Source organism: Actinoplanes sp. SE50/110 (assembly GCF_900119315.1).
Taxonomy (GTDB): Bacteria; Actinomycetota; Actinomycetes; order Mycobacteriales; family Micromonosporaceae; genus Actinoplanes.
Genome location: NZ_LT827010.1, coordinates 9023319 through 9040573 on the forward strand (window position 1 = coordinate 9023319; position 17255 = coordinate 9040573).

A 17255-nucleotide genomic window follows, 5' to 3' on the forward strand; every position below is an offset into this window, starting at 1 on the left:
CGCCAAGCGGCCTCCGGTTTTCGAGCCAGCGTGACGTGAGTCACATCTAAGGCGGCCGCGGCTGCGGGCGTACGGTGATCGCATGGCCTTTGACGAGGTACTCGCGGAACGGATCCGGGATCAGCTCGGCGACGTCGACGGGGTGACCGGCAAACGGATGTTCGGCGGCATCACCTTTCTGGTCCACGGCAACATGGCGGCCGGCGTGATGGGCGACGATCTGATCGTCCGCCTCGGCGCACCAGCCGTCGCACCGGCCCTCGCCGAGCCCGGCACCCGCGTCTTCGATTTCACCGGTCGCCCGATGCGGAACTGGATCGTCGTCGACGGCGCCCGCCTGGACGACGAGGACCTGGCCCGATGGCTGCGCGCCGGCGTGGATTTCGCCGGCTCCCTGCCGCCGAAACAGCACGAGGAGAAAGGTGGAAGGGACCGGCCCGGACATCGTCGGCCGCACCGGTCCCGGCTTCACAAGGACCTCTGAAACACACTTTCGTACGCCGTGAGCGCCGCCCAGAGCACCTCTCGCCCCGGCCGTTCCCAGAGGTCGGCGTTCATCACCTCGACCTCGATCGGCCCGGCATATCCGGCCCTGTCCACCGCCTCGTGGAAGGCCCGCATGTCCACGCAGCCGTCTCCGGGCAGCCCCCGGCCGGTCAGCACCCCGGCCGGCAGCGGTGTGATCCAGTCGGCCAGCTGGTAGATCGCGATCCGCTCACCGGCCTCCGCGATCTTGTCCAGCACCGTGTCGTCCCACCAGAGGTGGTACGTGTCGACGGCGACCCCGACCTGCCCGGCGGGGTGCTGTTCGGCGATCGCCACGGCCTGGTCCCAGGTGTTGATCACGCAGCGGTCGGCGGCGTACATCGGGTGCAGCGGCTCGATCGCCAGGGTCACCCCGGCCGCGGCCGCGTGCGGGACCAGCCGGGCGATCGCGTCGCCCACGTGCCGGCGCGCCCCGGCCAGGTCCCGGGATCCGTCCGGCAGGCCGCCGGAGACCAGGACCAGCACGGTGGTGCCGAGCGCGGCGGCCTCGTCGATCGCCCGGCGGTTGTCGTCGAACCAGTCCGGCTCCTGGAAGAAGCCGCTGCGGCAGAGCGTGGTGACGGTCAATCCGGCCTCGCGGACCAGGGCCGCGGAGCGTTCCAACCCGTATTCGGCGACCGGCTCGCGCCACAGCGCGACCTGTCCGACGCCGGCCTCGACGCACCCGGCGACCAGGTCCGGCAGGTCCCACGACCGGGCGGTGATCTGATTGAACGAGAACCGGCTCATCCGGCCATCACCTCGAAGAATCGGTTGGCCCGGTGGGCCGCCAGGTCCGGGTCGGGCAGCAGCCCGGCCGCGTCGGCGAGAGCGATCAGGCGGGCGAAGTGCGGCACCGACCGGCCCGACTGCAGACCGCCGACCATGGTGAAGTGCGACTGGTGCCCGGCCAGCCAGGCCAGGAAGACGATGCCCGTCTTGTAGTAGAAGGTGGGCTTCTCGAAGATGTGCCGGGACAGCGGCACGGTCGGCGCGAAGATCCGGTCGTACCCGTCGAGGTCACCCCGGTCCAGGGCGGCGAGGGCGGCGGCCGCGGCCGGGGCGATCGCCGCGAAGATGCCGAGCAGGGCGTCCGAGTGCCCCCGGTCGTCGCCGCGGATCAGCTGCGGATAGTTGAAGTCGTCGCCGGTGTAGAGGCGGACCCCGGCGGGCAGCCGGCGGCGCAGCCGGATCTCGTGATCGGCGTCGAGCAGCGAGATCTTGATGCCGTCGACCCTGCCGGGGTTGCTGTTGATCAGCTCCAGCACGGTTTCGGTGGCCTTGTCCACGTCGGACGAGCCCCAGTAACCCGCCAGCGCCGGATCGAACGCGGTGCCGAGCCAGTGCAGCACGACCGGAGTGCTCGTGCTGTCGAGCAGGGCGCGATAGATCGTCAGGTAGTCGTCGGCGTCCCGCGCGGCGGCGGCCAGGTGCCGGCTGCACATCAACACCGGCACGGCGCCGGCGTCGAGCACGAACGCGAGCTGATCGTCGTACGCCCATCGGATTTTTTCGAGCGACGGCGAACCTGGCGGCAATTGATCGGTCGCAACCCCCGCCACGATCCGGCCGCCGCAGGCCGCGGCCTCGGCCGCGCTGCGCCGGATGAGCTCCCTGGTGGCCGTGTAATCCAGGCCCATTCCGCGCTGCGCGGTGTCCATCGCCTCGGCGACCCCCAGGCCGTGGGCCCACAGGTGCCGACGGAAGGCCAGGGTGGCGGCCCAGTCGAGGGCGGCGGGCGCACCCGGGGCGTTCTCCGCGCGCGGGTCCGCGACGACATGGGCAGCGGCGTACGCGATCCGGCTGCGCGCCGCGGGCACCGGCGCCGCGGGGAAGGGCGAGTGACCGGAAAGGGTCAGCCGCCCGGTGGGCAGGTCGACGGTGGCCATCAGGCGTCGCCCAGCGTGATCCGGCGCCCCTCGCGCGCCGACCGCAGCCCCGCCTCGGCCAGCCGGACCCCGCGGGCACCGGACGCGAAGTCCCACGGGAAGCTCTCGCCGGCGACGACGTGCCGCAGGAACGCCTCCCACTGCACCTTGAACCCGTTGTCGAACTCGTCGTTGTCCGGCACCTCGGCCCACTCGTCGCGGAACGACCGGCCGGTCAGCGGCAGGTCCGGGTTCCACACCGGCTTCGGCGTCGTCGCCCGGTGCTGGATCTTGCAGCCGCGCAGGCCGGCGACCGCGCTGCCGTGCGTGCCGTCGACCTGGAACTCGACCAGCTCGTCCCGGTTGACCCGGACCGCCCACGACGAGTTGATCTGGGCGACGATGCCGCCCGCCAGCTCGAAGATCGCGTAGGCGGCGTCGTCGGCGTCCGCGGTGTACTCCTCGCCGCGCTCGTCGACCCGCCGCGTCACGTGCGTCGCGATCGTCGTCTGCACCCCGCGGACCGTGCCGAACAGCTCCTCCAGCACGTAGTTCCAGTGTGGGAACATGTCCATCACGATGCCGCCGCCGTCGGCCAGCCGGTAGTTCCAGCTGGGGCGCTGAGCGGGCTGCCAGTCGCCCTCGAACACCCAGTAGCCGAACTCGCCGCGCACCGACAGGATCCGGCCGAAGAAACCGCCGTCGATCAGCCGCTTCAGCTTGCGCAGGCCGGGCAGGAACAGTTTGTCCTGCACCACACCGTGGCGAATGCCGGCGGCGGTGGCCAGCTCAGCCAGCTCCTCGGCCGCCTCGGAGCTCTCGGCCAGCGGCTTCTCGGTGTAGACGTGCCTGCCGGCCGCGATCGCCTGGCGGATCGCCTTCTCCCGCTGCTGGGTGACCTGCGCGTCGAAGTAGATCTCGGCGTCCGGTCGGGCGAGCGCGGCGGCCAGGTCGGTGGTCCACTCGGCCAGGCCGTGCCGGGCGGCGATCGCGGCCAGCCGGTCCGGGTCCCGGCCGACCAGGATCGGCTCGGGCCAGATGTGCCCGCCGCCGGGCAGCGGCACGCCGCCCTGCTCCCGGATCGCGAGCAGCGACCGGACCAGATGCTGCCGGTAACCCATCCGCCCGGTCACTCCGTTGACGACGATGCCGATCGATCTCCGCGCTGCCATGTACGGTTACCTCCGAGTTTGAGGAAAGCGCTTTCCTGCTGTTGGCAGCGTAAGGCCGACGCCCATGTCGAGACAAGGCCGCAGCCACGTCGGAACCGACGCGACAAGATCGCCCCGATCGGACGCCCCTTTCGGGGCAGGCCGGCAGGTACGCCGCGTTACCGCACGACCCTGCCGTTCAGCGAGCGGCTGCCGCCACTGCGCTGCCATGGCGACCTGCTCGTCACCGATCCGGCACCCCTGATGCGCTGAGCCCTCAGGCCGGCGGGCCCGTCGATCACTCGACCGGCCCCGGGTCGTCACCACTGAGTGGCCGGAGCGCCTCCTCAAACCGGCCAGGGTCGGCGTTGATGCGAGCCGTGGCCCTGCCGTCGCCCACTGACGTGGTCCTGCTGCTGGTCAGTACACGTCGCGGACGTAGCGTTTGTCGGCGGCCAGCTGCTTGAGATACGCGGTGGCCGCCTCCGGGGACAGCCGGCCGTGGTTGACCGCGATCTCGTGCAGCGCCTTGTCGACGTCCTTGGCCATCCGGCTGGCGTCTCCACAGACGTAGAAGTGGGCGCCCTCGGCGAGCCAGGCCCACAGCTGGGCGCCCTGCTCCCGCATCCGGTCCTGCACGTAGATCTTGGCCCGCTGGTCCCGGGAGAAGGCCAGGTCGAGCCGGCTGAGGGTGCCGGCCGCGGAGAGCGCGGCCAGCTCCTCCCGGTAGTAGAAGTCGGTCTCCCGGCGCTGCTCGCCGAAGAACAGCCAGTTGGCACCGGACGCCCCGGTGGCCTGCCGCTCCTGAAGGAAGCCGAGGAACGGTGCCACCCCGGTGCCCGGACCCACCATGATCATCGAGGTGGCCGGGTCGGCCGGCGGCCGGAAGTGCGGGGCCTTCTGCACGAACAGCGGCACCTCGCGGTCGCCGGCCGCGTCGGCCAGATGCGTCGAGCAGACGCCCTTGCGGGGGCGGCCGCTCAGGCTGTCGAAGCGGACCACCGACACGGTCAGGCTGACCCGGTCCGGCTCGGTCAGCGGAGTGGAGCTGATCGAGTACAGCCGGGGCTGCAGCCGCTTGAGCACCCCGGCCCACTCCTGCGCCGGGGCCCGCACGCCCTGCTCGGCGATCAGGTCGACAGCCTGCCGCCCCCAGGCCCACTTGGCCAGCTCGCCCTTGTTGTCCGGGCGGAGCAGGGTCTTCAGGTGCGGATCGCCGCCCACCTCGGCGGTGAACCGGAGCAGGTCGCCGGTGATCTTCGTGATGTCCAGGTGCCGGGTGAGCGCCTCGGCCAGCGGGACCATGCCGATCCGGTCGAGCTCCACCGCGGTGTCCGGGCTCAGGCCGGTCACGGTCAGCCACTCCTGCACCAGGTCCGGGTCGTTGACCGGCCACACCCCGAGCGCGTCGCCCACCCGATAGTCGAGCAGCCCGCCGGTGTCGAAGGTGAACCGCCGCACCTCCTTGGCCGAGCCCGGGCCGCTGAGCAGGCGGTTCCCGACCAGAACGGACGGCAGCGGGGCGGCCTTGGTGGGTTGTTTCACCGCCTTGGCGGTCAGCGCCGTGATCACCGATTCCAGCCAGCCGGCCGCGGTGTCCTCGAAATCCGGCTCGCAGTCGGCGCGCGGGGCCAGCCGGGTGCCGCCCAGCTCGGCCAGCCGTTCGTCGAGCCGGCGGCCGTGCCCGCAGAAGTCGTCGTAGTTCGAGTCGCCGAAGGCCAGCACCGCGTACCGGCGCCCGTCCAGCCGCGGCGCGCCGTCCCCGGCGATCGACTGCCAGAACGCGGCCCCGTTGTCCGGCGCGTCCCCGTCCCCGAAGGTGCTGGTCACCACGAGCAGGTCGGCGCCCGGATCGAGCAGCTCGGCGGCCGCGGCGTCCATCCCGCGCACGGTGATCTGGTGCCCGGTCGCGGCCAGCCGTTCGGACAGCCCGCGCGCGAAGTCCTCGGCGTTGCCGGTCTGCGAGGCCCAGAGGACCTGCAGGCGCGGCCCGGCGGCCGGTTGCGGCAGATCGAGACCCTTGTCCGGTACGTCGGTGAACATCCCCGCCAGGAAGCCGTTCACCCACATCGTGGTGTCCGGGTCGAACGGCGCGTTGCCCGGCAGCACCGGCGCGCCCACCCGCCCCGGCGGCAGACCGGCCAGGAATCCGGCCAGGTATCGCCGCTGCCCCTCGCTCAGCGCCGGCGGTGTCAGGTCGAGCCCGAGCCCGGCCGGGATGTCGGCCGGCGCCGGCGCGGCGACCCTGGTCAGCGCCACCGCGCACACCTTCAGCTCCGGCTGGAAGCTGAGCGGGTCGACCGCGTCGCTGGTCACCGCGTTCACGCTGACGTATTCGCCGAACAGGTCGTTCCAGTGGAACGGCGCGAAACAGGTGCCGGGCAGCACCCGGTCGGTGAGCACCGCGGGCAGCACGGCCCGCCCGCGCCGGGACGCGATCTCCACCTGGTCGCCCTCGGCGATGCCGTACGCCGCGGCGTCCACCGGGTTGATCTCCACGAACGGGCCCGGGTTCAGTTTGTTGAGCTTGGCCACCTTGCCGGTCTTGGTCAGGGTGTGCCACTGGTGCTGCAGGCGGCCGGTGTTCAGCACGAACGGGTAGTCGTCGTCGGGCAGCTCGGCCGGATCGAGATGCGGGCGGGCGTGGAAGACGGCTCTGCCGCCGGCCGTGGCGAAGGTGAAGTCCGCGTACCTGACGGGGTTGCGATCCGGGCCACCGGGAGCGGCCGGCCACTGCACGGGTCCGGACGCCAGCCGCTCGTAGGAGACGCCGCTCAGGTCGTACCCGGTCTGCGGGTTGGCAAAGAGTTTGATCTCCTCGAAGATCTGCGCGGCGTCGGCATACGAGAAGGCCTCCGCGTAGCCCATCGCGGCGGCGACCCGCGCGATGATCATCCAGTCCGGCATCGCCTCGCCGGGTGCGTCGACGACCGGGTGGACCAGCGTCAGGTTGCGCTCCGAATTGATCATGATGCCGTCGGTTTCCGACCACATCGCGGCCGGCAGAGCGATGTCGGCGTACGCGTTGGTCTCGGTGTCGGCGAACGCGTCCTGAGTGATGACCAGCTCGGCCGCCTCCAGCCCGGCGATCACCGTGCGGCGGTTGCCGACCGAGGCGACCGGGTTGGTGCAGATGATCCAGCAGGCCCTGATCCGCCCCGCGGCCATCCGCTCGAACATCTCGACGGTGCCCTTGCCCACCTCGGTGCGCAGGGTGCCGCCGGGCAGCCCCCAGATCCGCTCGGTGAACTCGCGGTCGGCCGGGACCAGCACCGACCGCTGACCGGGCAGGCCGGGGCCCATGTAGCCCATCTCCCGGCCGCCCATCGCGTTCGGCTGCCCGGTGAGCGAGAACGGGCCGCTGCCGGTGCGGCTGATCGCTCCGGTGGCCAGGTGCAGGTTGCAGATCGCGTTGGTGTTCCAGGTGCCGTGGGTGCTCTGGTTCAGCCCCATGGTCCACAGTGTCACCCAGTTCGCCGCCCCGTCGATCCACGCGGCGGCGGTGCGGATGTCCGCCTCCGGGATCCCGGTCAGCTCGGCCACCCGCTCCGGCGGGTAGTCGGCCAGCAGATCCGGCATCGCCGCCCAGCCCTCGGTGTGCGCGGCGATGAACTCTTCGTCCTTGTCCACCAGGTGCAGCAGGCCGTTGAGCAGCGCCAGGTCGGTACCGGGGCGGATCTGCAGGAACAGGTCGGCCCGGTCGGCGGTGGCGGTGCGCCGCGGGTCGACGACGATCAGCCTGGCGCCGGCCTTGACCCGGTCCATCATCCGCAGGAACAGGATCGGGTGGCAGTCGGCCATGTTCGCGCCGATCACGAGGAAGACGTCGGCGTGGTCGAGATCGTCGTACGACCCGGGTGGCCCGTCCGCACCCAGCGACAGCTTGTAGCCGGTGCCCGCGCTGGCCATGCACAGCCGCGAGTTCGACTCGATGTTGTTGGTCCCGATGAAGCCCTTGACCAGCTTGTTGGCCAGGTACTGGGCCTCCAGGGTCAGCTGCCCGGAAACGTACATGGCGAAGGCGTCCGGGCCGTGCTCGTCGACGATCTCCCGCAGCCGGCGCGCGGTCTCCGCGATCGCCCGGTCCAGCGGCTGCTTGGCCGGCTCCGCGCCGCGCTCGGCACGGACCAGCGCGTATCCCAGCCGGCCCTCGGCCGCCAGCATGTCCGCGCTGGTGGCACCCTTGGTGCAGAGCCGGCCACGGTTGGCCGGGTGATCCTTGTCGCCGGTCACCTTGAGGACCCGGCGGTGCCCGGCGGCATCCCGGGCGACGTCGAGCACCATGCCGCAGCCGACGCCGCAATAGCCGCACACGGTGCGCACCTGGGTGACATCGGCGGCCACAGGCAGTCCCTTCCGTCCGACGAGTCGTCCTCGAACGGTCACGCTAGGAAGCCGCGATTACCGCACCGTCACTGTGGAGTGCGCCGCGAGTTACCCGATCCTCACCGGGGCGCCGGGGCGGTTGTGAGGGGGCAGGTCACACCCGGGAGAGGGCCATGCCGGCCAGCCCGCAGCAGATCGCCAGCCAGGTGACCGGCAGCACGAAGTAGACGGCGTTGCCGACGTCCGCGGGAAGAGAACCGCTCAGGATCACCAGGGCGGCGCCGATGAAGACGGCGGCGGCCCCGGCCACCAGACGGCCTGCGGTGGTGACGGGCATGTGGGCTCCCGAGGTTGGCGCGTGGGACGAAAGCCTCCCCCATCCATCTTTATCCGGACACTGCCCGACCGGGCCGATCACTGTGACGCGCGCCATAGCCGGGTCAAGCAACGGATCATGCGCCGTCCCGTGCATAGGTGTTACATCACCCGATGTTTTCTTGACTCACTCCAGAAAACTGGCGAGACTCGGCGGGTCTGAACGCCGTCTCTGGAGGATCCGTGGCTGACGAACTCGCCGCAGAAAACCGCGCCGAACGCGCGGGCAAGTGCCCGGTCGCGCACGGGACCGCGTCGCACGGCGGCCGGGGCAACCGTGACTGGTGGCCCAACGCCCTCGACCTGACCGTCCTGCACCGCAACCCGGTCGTCGGCAACCCGCTGGGCGGCGACTTCGACTACGCCGAGGCGTTCTCCAGCCTCGACCTGGCGGCCGTGAAGGCCGACATCACCGCCCTGCTGACCGACTCGCAGGACTGGTGGCCGGCCGACTTCGGGCACTACGGCCCGCTGTTCATCCGGATGGCCTGGCACAGCGCCGGCACCTACCGGACCTTCGACGGCCGCGGTGGCGGCGGCGCCGGCGAGCAGCGCTTCGCCCCGCTCAACAGCTGGCCGGACAACGGCAACCTGGACAAGGCCCGGCTGCTGCTCTGGCCGGTCAAGAAGAAGTACGGCAAGAACCTGTCCTGGGCCGACCTGATGATCCTGGCCGGCAACGTGGCCCTGGAGTCGATGGGCTTCGAGACGTTCGGCTTCGGCGGTGGCCGCGCCGACGTCTACGAGCCGGAAGAGGTCAACTGGGGCTCCGAGGACACCTGGCTGGGCGACGAGCGCTACAGCGGTGACCGCGAGCTGGCCAGCCCGCTCGGTGCGGTGCAGATGGGCCTGATCTACGTCAACCCGGAGGGCCCGAACGGCAACCCGGACCCGCTGGCTTCGGCCCGCGACATCCGCGACACGTTCGGCCGGATGGCGATGAACGACGAGGAGACCGTCGCGCTGATCGCCGGCGGGCACACCTTCGGCAAGACGCACGGCGCCGGCCCGGCCTCGCACGTCGGCCCGGAGCCCGAGGCCGCCCCGATCGAGCAGCTCGGCAGCGGGTGGAAGAGCTCCTACGGCACCGGGGTCGGTGGCGACGCGATCACCAGTGGCCTGGAGGGCATCTGGACGCCCACCCCCACCCGGTGGGACAACACGTTCTTCGAGACGCTCTTCAAGTACGAGTGGACCCTGAGCGAGAGCCCGGCCGGCGCCAAGCAGTGGGTGCCGACCTCGCCCGACGCCGAGGGCACCGTGCCGGACGCGCACGACCCGGCGAAGCGGCATGTGCCGACCATGCTCACCTCCGACCTGGCGCTGCGGTTCGACCCGATCTACGAGCCGATCTCCCGCCGGTTCTACGAGAACCCGGAGGAGTTCCGGCTGGCCTTCGCCAAGGCGTGGTTCAAGCTGACCCACCGTGACATGGGTCCGATCGCCCGCTACCTCGGCCCGGAGGTCCCGGCCGAGCCGCAGATCTGGCAGGACCCGGTCCCGGCCGTCGACCACGAGTTGGTCGGCGCGGCCCAGATCGCCGAGATCAAGGCCGCCGTGCTCGCCTCCGGCCTGACCGTCGCCGACCTGGTCTTCACCGCGTGGGCGTCGGCCTCCACCTTCCGCGGCACCGACAAGCGCGGTGGCGCGAACGGCGCCCGGATCCGCCTCGCCCCGCAGAACGGCTGGGCGGCCAACGAGCCCGACCGGCTGGCCCGCGTCCTGGGCACGCTGGAGACCCTGCGGTCGCAGCTGAGCGCCCCGATCTCGCTGGCCGACCTGATCGTGCTGGCCGGTTCCGCCGCGGTGGAGAAGGCGGCGGCCGACGCCGGCGTCACCGTCGAGGTGCCGTTCACCCCGGGCCGCACCGACGCGACCGCCGAGCAGACCGACGTCGCGTCGTTCGCGGTGCTGGAGCCCACCCACGACGGCTTCCGCAACTACCTGGGCAAGGGCCACCGCCGGCCGACCGAGCAGCTGCTGGTCGACCGGGCCGAGCTGCTCACCCTGACCGCTCCCGAGCTGACCGTGCTGGTTGGAGGTCTGCGCGTGCTGGGCGCCAACCACCAGGACACCGGGCACGGCGTGTTCACCGCCACGCCCGGCGCGCTGACCAACGACTTCTTCGTCAACGTGCTCGACTTCGGCACCGTCTGGACGCCGGTCGACAGCGACGGCGAGCTGTTCGAGGGCCGCGACCGGGCCACCGGCGCGGTGAAGTGGACCGGCACCCGGGCCGACCTGATCTTCGGGTCGAACTCGATCCTGCGCGCCCAGTCCGAGGTCTACGCGGCCGACGACGCCAAGGAGAAGTTCGTCCAGGACTTCGCCAAGGCGTGGGTCAAGGTCATGGAGCTGGACCGCTTCGACATCTGATCCGTCCGCGGCCACTCGGGGGTATGGCCAGCCGTACCCCCGAATGGCCCGCTGTCCAGATGGGATCGTCGTCCCGCATCGAGAAGGCTGAACGGTGTCGCCACCGATCACCAGGAGCTTCCGATGCTGAAGATCGTCGCCGCGGTTCTCGCGGCCACCCTGCTCACCGCCCAGCCCGCCGTCGCCGCCACCCGGGACCCGGTCCGCAAGGATCTGGCGAATCTGGTCGCCGACGGCTTCCCCGGCGCGCTGGCGGTCGTCCGGGACGAGCACGGCCGGATCCGCAGACCGGTCGCCGGGACCGGAGACACCGCGACCGGGCGTCCGGTGCCCGCCGACGGGCAGGTGCGGCTGGGCAGCAACACCAAGACGTTCGTCGCGGTGGTCGTCCTGCAGCTGGTCGCCGAGCACCGGGTGCGGCTGGACGACCCGGTCGAGCGGTACCTGCCCGGCCTGCTGCACGGCCGCCGGGTGACCGTCCGGCAGATCCTGCAGCACACCAGCGGGCTGGCCAACTACACCGAATACCTGGCGCTGGACGACCTGTCCCTGCGCTACCGGCACTTCGCGCCGCGGGAGCTGCTCGACCTCGCGCTGGCCCACCCGGACACCTTCCCGGCCGGGACGAGCTGGGCGTACAGCAACACCAACTACATCGTCGCCGGCCTGCTGGTGGAGAAGGTCACCGGGCGACCGCTGGCCGAGCAGATCACCCGGCGGGTGATCCGCCGCGCCGGGCTGCGCCACACCTACTTCCCGGCGGACGGCGAGACCGGGATCCGGGAGCGGCATCCGCAGGGCTACCTGACGCTGGCCGACGGGCAGCTCTTCGACATCACCGACCTGGACCCGTCGTGGGGCTGGGCGGCCGGCCAGATGGTCGGCACCCCGTCCGACCTCAACACCTTCTTCAGCGCGCTGATCCACGGCCGTCTGCTGCCGGACGCTCAGCTCGCCGAGATGGAGAAGACGGTCCCGGCCGAACTGTGGCCCGGCGCCCGGTACGGCCTCGGCCTGGTCAGCTTCCCGCTCAGCTGCGGCGGGGTGGCGTGGGGCCACGGTGGTGACATCCCCGGCTACGAGACCCGCACCGGCGTGACCATGGACGGCCGTGCCGCCACCGTCGCGGTCACCACGATGCCCGCCACCGAGCAGGCCGCCGCCGCCGTCCTCGGCACCGTCGACGACGCCCTCTGCGCCTGATCAACCCCCGGCCACCCGTCCTGCGGGACGGGTGGCAGGCTGGGCGGCTATGGACCTGACCGTGATCCTCGGCCCGATGAAGGGCGGCAAGTCGCTGGAGATGATCAGCCTGCTGTCGCCGCTGCAGCACACCGGCATCCCGCACCGGATCTACCAGTCGGCGCGGCACGGGCGGGACAGCGCGGTGATGTCGCGGGTCGGCGGCAGCCTGGACACATTGAAGGTGCACACGCTGGCCGGGGCGGCGGAGGGCGGTGTCGAGGTGATCGGGGTGGACGAGATCCACATGTTCACCGTGGACGACATCGCCGAGCTCGGGGTGGCGGTGCGGCGCGGGATCAAGGTGGTGGTGGCCGGGATCGACCTGGATCACCGGGGCGAGCTGTTCGCACCGGTGCGGGCGCTGTTCGAGCTGGCGCCGGAAAAGGTGATCTATCGCCGGGCGGTGTGTGACGTGTGCCGGTCGCTGGACGCGACGCACACCCAGGTGCTGGAGCACGGCAAGCCGTTCATCCGCGAGCTGGCCCCGTCGACGCCGCTGCCGGACGACGGCACCTATACGTACGAGGCCCGCTGCCGCCGCTGCGTCGTCCTCCCGTAGCGAAACGGCGCGCCCGGGCGTAGCGCCGCCCGCGAAGACCCGTTACGTTCCAAAACTGACAGTGCCGGAACGGGCGCACGGGAGGCGATGGCGCGTGGACGAGGTCCCCGACCCGGTGCTGGCGCGGCTGGAGCGGGTGGAGGCGCAGCTCGCCGATTTCCACCGCCGCTCGGCGCACCGCGAGTCGATCATCGACCGGTTGCACGAGGAGAACCGGCAGTTCCGGGACGGGCTGCGCCGGGTGATCCTGGAGCCGGTCGTCACCGACCTGCTGCGGCTGCACGACGCGATGGCCGGTGAGGCGCGGCGCCTGGCCGCCGACGATCCGCGGGCCGCGAAACTGCTGGCCAGCTATGCCGACGATGTCACGCTCGCGGTGGAGCGCTGCGGGTATGAGGTGTTCGCCGCGGTGGCGGGCGAGCCGTTCGTCACCGGGCGGCACGCGCCGGCCGGCGCCGGCGTGCCGACCGCGGATCCGTCGCGGGACCGGACCGTGGCCGAGCCGCTCGCCGCCGGCCTGGTCGAGATCGAGACCGGCCGGGTGCGCCGGGCCGCCCGGGCCCGCCTCTACCGCTACGAAGAGCTCACCGAAAGCGAGTGATCCCCCCATGGCGACCTTCGGCATCGACCTCGGCACGACGTATTCGTGCGTCGCGCACATCGACGACACCGGCCGGCCGGCGATCGTCAAGAACCGGCCGGGTGACGACACCACCCCGTCGGTCGTCTATTTCGAGAGCCCGGACAACGTGGTGGTCGGCAAGGAGGCCAAGGCCGTCGCCAAGATCCATCCGGATCAGGTGGTCTCACTGATCAAGCGGCAGATGGGCCGGCCGTTCGAGATCACCGTGCACGGGCAGACGCACACCCCGGAGTCGATCTCCGCGCTGATCCTGCGGGAGCTGGCCGACGCCGCCACGGAGAGCCTGGGCGAGCCGGTCCGGGATGTGGTGATCACCGTCCCGGCGTATTTCGGCGTCGCCGAACGCGACGCCACCCGCAAGGCCGGCGAGATCGCCGGCCTCAACGTGTTGAGCATGGTGGACGAGCCGGTCGCGGCCGCGCTGCACTACGACGCGATCAACACCGGAGGAACGAAGACCCTGTTCGTGTACGACCTGGGCGGCGGCACCTTCGACACCACCGTCATCCGCGTGTCCCCCGACGAGATCCAGGTCGTCTGCACCGACGGCGACCACCACCTGGGCGGCGCCGACTGGGACGACCGCCTCGCGGAGTACCTGCTGGAGCGGTTCCTGGCCGAGCACCCCGGTTCGGAGGCGGCCGACGACGAGGAGTTCCTGCAGGGGCTGGCGGCCGGCGCCGAGGACATCAAGAAGCAGCTGAGCCGGATGCAGAGCCGCCGGTTCAACGCCCGGTTCGGCGGGGACACCGCGCAGATCGAGGTGTCCCGGGAGAAGTTCGAGGAGCTCACCTCGGACCTGCTGGAGCGCACCGTCACGATCACCCGGCGCACCCTGGAGACCGCGGCCGGGCGGGGTGTCACCGACTTCGACGACGTGCTGCTGGTCGGCGGTTCGAGCCGGATGCCGGCGGTCAGCGCCGCGCTGGAGTCGCTCGGCCTCACGCCCCGGATGCACGACCCCGACCTGGCGGTGGCCAAGGGCGCCGCGCGGTACGCGTTGATCGAGTCGGTCAAGGTGCACCTGCCCGCGTCGGGCGGCGAGGCCCCGGCCGAGGTGGTCGACGAGGTCGCCGAGCGGCTGAACATCCCGGCGGAGAAGGTGCGCGCGCTGGCCGGCAAGCGGGTCGCCACGGTGGTGCCGCGGGCCTTCGGGGTCAAGGTGGTCGACCTGTCCGGCGGCCGTGAGCACTTCACCGTCACGCACGTGCTGCGGGCCAACACGCCGCTGCCGGCCGAGACCGAGCCGCACCGGTTCGGCACCGCGTACCCGAACCAGGTCGAGGTCGCGGTGGAGATCTGGGAGCAGTCCGGCGCGGTCGAGTCGGACGCCGTCGAGGACAACGAGCACATCGCCGAGGGCCTGATCAGCGGCCTGCCGCCGTTGCCGGTCGGCTCGCCGATCGACATCAGCTTCCAGATGGCGGCCGACGGGCTGCTGCGCGTGCACGCGGTGGAGCTGAAGACCGGCAAGGACCTGGACATCGAGGTGCAGATCCGGGGCGGGCTGACCGACGAGCAGGTGTCCGCGGCGCGGAACGCGGTGGCGCGCTACCACGTCTCGGCGTGACGGCGGCCGGGGCGATGTTCGACGCCGAGCGGTACCGCGATGAGGTGCTGGACCCGGCCCGGCGCAACGGGAACACCCCGCCGGCCGACCTGTGCCGGCGGTACGCGCTCGACCCGGCCCGGCTGCCCCGCGGTGCCGCCTTCGACGCGCACGTCACCACCGTCGTCAAATATTGGCAGGCGCTGGGCGCGCAGCGGATCGCGTACCGGAAGATCGTCGATGCCCTGAACGCCGCCCACCAGCGGCTGCGCGAGCAGGACCGGCTCACCGCCGAGCATTTCCGGACCGAGCGGGAACGCACCGCGCGGGAGACCGGCCGGCAGCTCGACGAGATCGTCAAGGAGCTGGCCGGCGACCCGGTGGTGTCCGCCGCCGCGCTGGCCAGCGCGGCCGCGCCGCTGGGCGGGGCGGCGGTCGAGGCGCAGCTGCGGGAGTTGCTGGGCCGGCGCCGGGTCCGGGTCGCCGACGAGCTGTGGCCGCTGCCGGAGACCCCGCCGGCCCGGGCCCGCACGGTGCTGAGCAGTGTGCGCACCCTCGGGCTGCCGCTCTCCCTGCACGTGCTGGCCGACGAGAAGCCGCTCACCGGGTTCACCCTGCGCCGCGGCCTGCGGGTCGACGGCCGCCCGCTGACCGTGGCACAGCTCGACGCGGCCCGCCGCCGGGCCGAACGCCGCAGACAGGACGAGCGGAAGACCGCGGCCGACAACCTGCTGACCGCGCTGGCCGCCGCGCTCGGCGACGGCACCCTCGACCAGCTGGTGCTCTGGGAGCTGACCGAGGCGGTCCGCCCGGCCGCCGGGCTGGGCAAGCTGCGCGTGGTGGCCCGCGAGGTGGCCCGGCTGGGTCTGCAGCGTGAGGAGGCGGAGGACTTCGCGCTGGCCGTGCTGAACCGGGGCAGCCGGGCGCCGGCCCGCCGGGACGTGGCCGGCGAGATCGAGGAGTTGCTCGCCGCGGGTGCGCTGCGGGCGGCCGAGCGGCTGCTGTCGACCCTGCCCGCCGGGGACGGCGCGGAGGTGCGCGACCGGGTGCTGGCCGCCGTCGCGCGGGTCGGCGAGCTGGCCGCACGGGCGCAGCGGGAGATCGCCGCGGGGCGCCCGGAGTCTGCGGCCGAGGTGCTGGCCACCGCGGTGCGCGAGGCCGCCGACGACACCGATCTGGCCGACCGGCTGCGCACGCTGGCCCCACCACCGGCATCCGCGGTGCGGGCCGGCAGCGCGGCCGGGGACCGGGTGACGATCGGCTGGACGCCCGGCCCGGCGCGCACCGGCGGAGTCACCTACCAGGTGGTGCGCACCCGGCAGCGGCCGGCGGGCTCGGCCACCGACGGTGACGTGGTCGGCCGCACCGGTGGCAACGAGCTGTCCGATCCGGACGCCCCGGCCGGCGACGACCTCTTCTACACGGTGTTCGCGACCCGGGCCGACGGGGTCTGGTCGCCGGGGGCCGCCGCCGGGCCGGTGTCGCTGCTGCCCGAGGTCACCGGGGTGCAGGTGGCGGCCGACGAGACGAGCGTGCGGGTCACCTGGTCGGCCCGGCCCGACCTGACCGGCTGCACCGTGGTCCGGGAGCCGGGCGGGGTCGCCGTCACGGCCGGGCGCACCGGGTTCAGCGACGACGGGCTGCGACCGGACGTCGAGTACCGCTACCGGATCCGGGCCGGCTATCCCGCGCTGTCGGCCGGGATCACCGTGGCGGCCACCCCGCAGGCCGCCCCGACCGCGGTGCCCGGCCTGACCGCGGAGCCGCTGCCCGGGCCGGGTCCGGCCCGGTTGCGACTGACCTGGACGCCGCCGGAGAGCGGCGACGTGACGGTGCGCGCCTCGGCACACCGGCCGCGGTGGAGCCGGGGCGCGGAGATCAGCGGGGCGGAGCTGTCGACGTACGGCCGGGAAATGCCGGGGAAAGCGGACCGCGCCTCGCTGACGGTCCCGATGCCCGCAGGGCGGGTGTTCGTGACCGCCTTCAGCACCGGGGCCGGCCGGGTGGTGGTCGGGCCGACCGTCACGGTGACGAATGTGGCGCCGGTCAGCGGGTTGCGGGCCCGGCGGGTCGGCCCGCTGGTGCGACTCAGCTGGACCTGGCCGGAGGGCGTCTCGCTGGCCCGGGTGCGGTGGTGGCACGACGACGCCCCGGAGCAGGCCCGGCAGGTCGACTGCTGGCTGCGCGCCTACCGGGACGACGGCGGCGTGGAGATCGGCCCCGGGATCGGCGCGGTCACCGTCGCGGTGTCCACGGTGAGCCGCGACGACGAGGGCGAGACCGTCGGCACCCCGGTCACCGCGCGGGTGGCCGGCGGCGGCGTGCCGGTGCACTACCGGTTCGTGCAGGCCGGCACGTTCCGGCGGCGGACCCGGCTGGAGCTGACCGCCGAACAGCCGTGCCCGCTGCCGGATCTGGTGGTGGTGCAGTCGCCGGGCCGGATCGTGCCGCTGCGCGCCGATCAGGGCACCGCGGTGGTACGCATCCCGGCGCAGCGCCTCGAGCCGGGCCACCCGGTGTCGGTGGAGGTGCCGGTGCAGAGCGCGCGCGGGCCGTACCGGCTGGGCTGTTTCGTCGACGATCCGGCCGGCGGCGGGTCGGACGTGGTGCTCAAGGGAATCCCGGGGGGCGGCTGACC

12 protein-coding genes are annotated in these 17255 nt (G+C 72.4%); 7 read left to right on the forward strand and 5 right to left on the reverse strand.

Annotated features, from left to right (window positions below):
• Positions 1-82 precede the first annotated feature (82 nt).
• A complete protein-coding gene (locus tag ACSP50_RS40465) occupies positions 83-484 on the forward strand; it encodes a TfoX/Sxy family protein (RefSeq protein WP_014695126.1) in 402 nt (133 codons plus the stop codon).
• Here the strand turns inward: ACSP50_RS40465 and ACSP50_RS40470 are convergent.
• The 5 genes from ACSP50_RS40470 to ACSP50_RS40490 all read right to left on the reverse strand — a co-directional run bounded on the left by ACSP50_RS40470 (position 469) and on the right by ACSP50_RS40490 (position 8207).
• Positions 469-1275, reverse strand: coding sequence for a sugar phosphate isomerase/epimerase (locus tag ACSP50_RS40470; protein WP_014695127.1), 807 nt, complete (start codon positions 1273-1275; stop codon positions 469-471). The genes ACSP50_RS40465 and ACSP50_RS40470 overlap by 16 nt on opposite strands.
• A complete protein-coding gene (locus tag ACSP50_RS40475) occupies positions 1272-2414 on the reverse strand; it encodes a dihydrodipicolinate synthase family protein (protein ID WP_014695128.1) in 1143 nt (380 codons plus the stop codon). The genes ACSP50_RS40470 and ACSP50_RS40475 overlap by 4 nt, the downstream gene beginning before the upstream one ends.
• On the reverse strand, positions 2414-3565 hold the full coding sequence (locus ACSP50_RS40480; protein WP_014695129.1) for a Gfo/Idh/MocA family protein: 1152 nt from the start codon (positions 3563-3565) through the stop codon (positions 2414-2416). Before ACSP50_RS40480 ends, ACSP50_RS40475 begins: the two co-directional genes overlap by 1 nt.
• 399 nt (positions 3566-3964) lie before the next feature.
• Positions 3965-7888 (reverse strand): bifunctional nitrate reductase/sulfite reductase flavoprotein subunit alpha, encoded by a 3924-nt coding sequence (locus ACSP50_RS40485; protein ID WP_014695130.1) that lies wholly within the window; start codon positions 7886-7888, stop codon positions 3965-3967.
• Between the two features lie 136 nt (positions 7889-8024).
• Entirely contained in the window at positions 8025-8207 is a 183-nt protein-coding gene (locus ACSP50_RS40490) for a hypothetical protein (RefSeq protein WP_014695131.1), read from the reverse strand.
• A 221-nt stretch (positions 8208-8428) separates the two neighbouring features.
• Between ACSP50_RS40490 and katG the strand changes: the two genes are divergently transcribed.
• From katG to ACSP50_RS40520, 6 genes are all read left to right on the forward strand, one after another.
• A complete protein-coding gene (gene katG / locus ACSP50_RS40495; protein ID WP_014695132.1) occupies positions 8429-10621 on the forward strand; it encodes a catalase/peroxidase HPI in 2193 nt (730 codons plus the stop codon).
• Between the two features lie 123 nt (positions 10622-10744).
• Positions 10745-11824 carry a serine hydrolase gene (locus ACSP50_RS40500; RefSeq protein WP_014695133.1) on the forward strand — a complete coding sequence of 360 codons (1080 nt, stop codon included), beginning with the start codon at positions 10745-10747 and terminating at the stop codon, positions 11822-11824.
• Between the two features lie 49 nt (positions 11825-11873).
• Complete coding sequence (locus ACSP50_RS40505) at positions 11874-12425, forward strand: thymidine kinase (RefSeq protein ID WP_014695134.1); 552 nt, start codon at positions 11874-11876, stop codon at positions 12423-12425.
• Positions 12426-12519: 94 nt separating this feature from the next.
• The gene (locus tag ACSP50_RS40510; protein ID WP_014695135.1) at positions 12520-13026 is read left to right on the forward strand and encodes a hypothetical protein; all 507 of its coding nucleotides are present in this window, start codon (positions 12520-12522) and stop codon (positions 13024-13026) included.
• A gap of 7 nt (positions 13027-13033) precedes the next feature.
• Positions 13034-14638, forward strand: coding sequence for an Hsp70 family protein (locus ACSP50_RS40515; RefSeq protein ID WP_014695136.1), 1605 nt, complete (start codon positions 13034-13036; stop codon positions 14636-14638).
• Positions 14635-17253 carry a fibronectin type III domain-containing protein gene (locus tag ACSP50_RS40520; RefSeq protein ID WP_043513149.1) on the forward strand — a complete coding sequence of 873 codons (2619 nt, stop codon included), beginning with the start codon at positions 14635-14637 and terminating at the stop codon, positions 17251-17253. The genes ACSP50_RS40515 and ACSP50_RS40520 overlap by 4 nt, the downstream gene beginning before the upstream one ends.
• Positions 17254-17255: the final 2 nt, after the last annotated feature.

Excerpts from the sequence above, each read along its gene's own strand:
- ACSP50_RS40465 (WP_014695126.1), top strand. The coding sequence starts at position 83 with ATGGCCTTTGACGAGGTACTCGCGGAACGGATCCGGGATCAGCTCGGC.
- ACSP50_RS40470 (WP_014695127.1), bottom strand. The coding sequence starts at position 1,275 with ATGAGCCGGTTCTCGTTCAATCAGATCACCGCCCGGTCGTGGGACCTG.
- ACSP50_RS40475 (WP_014695128.1), bottom strand. The coding sequence starts at position 2,414 with ATGGCCACCGTCGACCTGCCCACCGGGCGGCTGACCCTTTCCGGTCAC.
- ACSP50_RS40480 (WP_014695129.1), bottom strand. The coding sequence starts at position 3,565 with ATGGCAGCGCGGAGATCGATCGGCATCGTCGTCAACGGAGTGACCGGG.
- ACSP50_RS40490 (WP_014695131.1), bottom strand. The coding sequence starts at position 8,207 with ATGCCCGTCACCACCGCAGGCCGTCTGGTGGCCGGGGCCGCCGCCGTC.
- ACSP50_RS40500 (WP_014695133.1), top strand. The coding sequence starts at position 10,745 with ATGCTGAAGATCGTCGCCGCGGTTCTCGCGGCCACCCTGCTCACCGCC.
- ACSP50_RS40505 (WP_014695134.1), top strand. The coding sequence starts at position 11,874 with ATGGACCTGACCGTGATCCTCGGCCCGATGAAGGGCGGCAAGTCGCTG.
- ACSP50_RS40515 (WP_014695136.1), top strand. The coding sequence starts at position 13,034 with ATGGCGACCTTCGGCATCGACCTCGGCACGACGTATTCGTGCGTCGCG.